This window comes from Streptomyces sp. NPDC002265, assembly GCF_040296125.1.
GTDB lineage: Bacteria > Actinomycetota > Actinomycetes > Streptomycetales > Streptomycetaceae > Streptomyces.
Genome location: NZ_JBEOWS010000603.1, coordinates 1 through 2794 on the forward strand (window position 1 = coordinate 1; position 2794 = coordinate 2794).

The window sequence follows — 2794 nt, forward strand, 5'->3', positions numbered from 1 at the left end:
GTGAGCGGCAGGGGACTTCGCGCGTATGGGTCCGGGGCTACGGCGGGCCCGCTGACTGAAGGGCGGGACGGCGCCAGGCGGAGGTTGCCTCGCGCACCGGCGGTCCATGGGGCACGGTGGAGTGATCAGGCCGTGTGTCGCGCGGACCTGGAATGCCGGTCACTGTTCCGAGGAGCACGTCTCAATGTCGAACCACACCTACCGTGTCACGGAGATCGTCGGCTCGTCGCCGGAGGGCGTCGACGCGGCGATCCGCAATGGCATCCGTCGCGCCTCACAGACCTTGCGCAACCTGGACTGGTTCGAGGTGACACAGGTGCGCGGCCAGATCGCGGATGGAGAGGTCGCCCACTGGCAGGTGGGTCTGAAGGTGGGCTTCAGGCTGGAGGACACGACAGACTGACGCCGTGGCGCGGACACCTGCATATACGTCCGCCGACCGGGGCGCAGCAGTCCCGGAGGCTTGTCGCTCAGCTGCTGAGCCGGGTGGAGGAGTAGTCCTTCGGGACGTAGTTCGTCTCTTCCCCACCCGCAGCCCCGGCCGATGTCCCTACTTCAGGCCGATCGCGTCGCCGGCGGCGCGGTACTCGGCCGTGCAGATCCCACTGCACTTGCAGGCAAAAGGGAATGGTCTTCAAGTGCCTGTTTCGAGCCTTCGCCCAGTGACCGTCGGCCGCGCCGCGGGCTGTTGCCGAGGTCGTGGGAACAGGCTGAATACGAGGCCGCATCGGCCTGGCGCTGGTGCCTCATCTGTGCCAGGTGACTCATGCGCCATTTCCCGAGATGGCCGCCCAGAACCGCCGGCGCCAGTTGCCGTTCGAGCCCTGGCCGCTGTCTTCGTTCGGACTTCCGGGATCGAGGGCCGAACCCCAGCCGGGTGGAGCGCTTCGGGCCAGGTCCTCGGCGAGGGGGGAGGAGTCCGGAGGAAAGAACACGGGGAGGGACTCGGGGCAGCGCGCGAAGGGGCCCTGCCGCCAGCGCAGCCCGTCAGGATGGACGGCCAGCGCCATGTCGGGGATGCGGTCCAGCAGCCGTTCCACCGCGATGGCGGCGATCATCCGGGCCTCGTCCTGGACCGGGCAGGCGTGCGGGCCTGCACCCCACGCGAGGTGCGCGCGGTTGCCGATGCGCTGTCCCGGAAGCATCGACAGCTGTTCCGTGACGGCCGCATGGCTGATCAGGGTGGGAACCCCGGCCGGAATGAGTGCATCGCCGAGACGCACGTCGTGCAGGGCGAAGTGCACGCTGAAGTTGGCCATGGGCGGATCGACCCACAGGACCTCGTCGAGCGCATCCTCGACTCCCACGGTCCCGTTCTGGAGGTCTCCCGCGAAGCGGCTGTCGACGAGCAGCAGGCGCAGGACATTGCCGATGAACGCCTGTTCCGGCTGAGTTCCCGCTCCGATGAGAAGGTAGAGCTCACTGACCAGCTCGTCATCGGTGAGGCCCGCCTCGTGCGCCATCAGCCAGGACGTGAGGTCGGCGCCCGGCTGCCGGCGTTTGTGGGCCACGAGGTCGTACAGATGCCCCAGGAACTCTTCGCTCAGGCGAGCCGCTTCGGGACCGGACGCGTTCATCACCCCGGCTGTCGCCGCGAGGACGATGTCCTCGTACGACGGGGGAAAGCCTGCCAGGGCGATGAACACCTGCAGTGGCAGGAGAGCACTGTAGTCACTCATCAGGTCGGCCTGTCCGACCGGCCCGAACCGGTCGATCAGCTTGTCCGCGTTCCGCGTGACGTACTTGCGCAGGGTGTGCTGATCCAGTTGGTCGATACTCTCGCGGACCGCGGTGCGCAGTCGCCGGTGGCGTTCGCCATCGGCGAAGAGGGACGAGGGCTTCCACGCCATCATCGCGAGGACGGGGGAGTCGGGTGGCACCCTGCCTTCGGCCAGCGCCTGCCAGCGTCGCGCGTCCTTGACGAACGTCTTCGGACTGCGCAGCACCTGCAGGGCGGCGTCGTAGTCCGTGACGAGCATGGCCTCGACGCCCGGAGCGAGCTCGACGGGGGCGACCGGACCGAAGCGTCGCAGGTAGTGATACGTCAGGTGCGGATCGGCGGCGAAGTCCGGACTGTACAGCTGCGCCGTGGCGGAGTTGCCGACCACGGGGCAGCCGGACGCCGGACTGTCGGAGACGTAGGGGGAGGGGTCGGTCACCGTGTTCCCATCGAATGCGGTTCTGGAGTCATGCGACGGGCGATCGGCGTCAGTGCGAATGTGCGCGGATCGCGGAGTCGAGCGGGCGGCGATGTGTGAGTTCCGGTAGGCCCCGGACGTCACCTCGCAGCCCTCCACATCATCGGCTGCGGGTGCACGGAGAGCACCGAAGAGTGACCCGAAGGGCACTTTCTCTACCTGTTCGGGGCGGGCCGTGCCGAGCGACGGCGTGACGAGGGACTTCGTCAGACTTCGACACACACGAACCGACCTACCAAGGTTGCCTGACCGAGACATCTGCGGCGTGTGTCGGAGAACGACTGCGAAGGACGCCGCTGTTACCGGGACTCTTGCGGAAAGCCCCGGCGTTCACGCCGGGGATGAATGCATCTCAAGACTGCTCTGACGTGCACCTTGGAGCAGACGTTTTTGCTGCTCGATGTACTCGCGCACGATCGCCATCGGTGCTCCTCCGCACGATGCGGAGAAATACGAGGGCGACCACAGGTGCCCGTGCATGATGGTGCGGTTGATCCGGCCGGTGAACTCCTGCCGTATCCGGCGGGCGGAGACGCCCTTGAGGCTGTTGACCAGCTTGGAGACGGCGACCTTGGGCGGGTAGTGCACCAGGAGGT

At 67.3% G+C, this 2794-nt stretch carries 3 protein-coding genes; 1 reads left to right on the forward strand and 2 read right to left on the reverse strand.

Annotation, left to right across the window (positions count from 1 at the left end):
• The first annotated feature begins 184 nt into the window (after positions 1-184).
• Positions 185-403 (forward strand): dodecin, encoded by a 219-nt coding sequence (locus ABT085_RS45390; protein WP_351622848.1) that lies wholly within the window; start codon positions 185-187, stop codon positions 401-403.
• A gap of 361 nt (positions 404-764) precedes the next feature.
• Here the strand turns inward: ABT085_RS45390 and ABT085_RS45395 are convergent, their stop codons facing one another.
• Together ABT085_RS45395 and tnpA are read right to left on the reverse strand one after the other, a co-directional pair.
• The gene (locus ABT085_RS45395; RefSeq protein ID WP_351622851.1) at positions 765-2159 is read right to left on the reverse strand and encodes a cytochrome P450 family protein; all 1395 of its coding nucleotides are present in this window, start codon (positions 2157-2159) and stop codon (positions 765-767) included.
• Positions 2160-2528: 369 nt separating this feature from the next.
• Positions 2529-2794 (reverse strand): IS200/IS605 family transposase (gene tnpA / locus ABT085_RS45400; RefSeq protein ID WP_351622853.1); only part of this gene is annotated, 266 nt, incomplete at its 5' end.

Excerpts from the sequence above, each read along its gene's own strand:
- ABT085_RS45390 (WP_351622848.1), top strand. The coding sequence starts at position 185 with ATGTCGAACCACACCTACCGTGTCACGGAGATCGTCGGCTCGTCGCCG.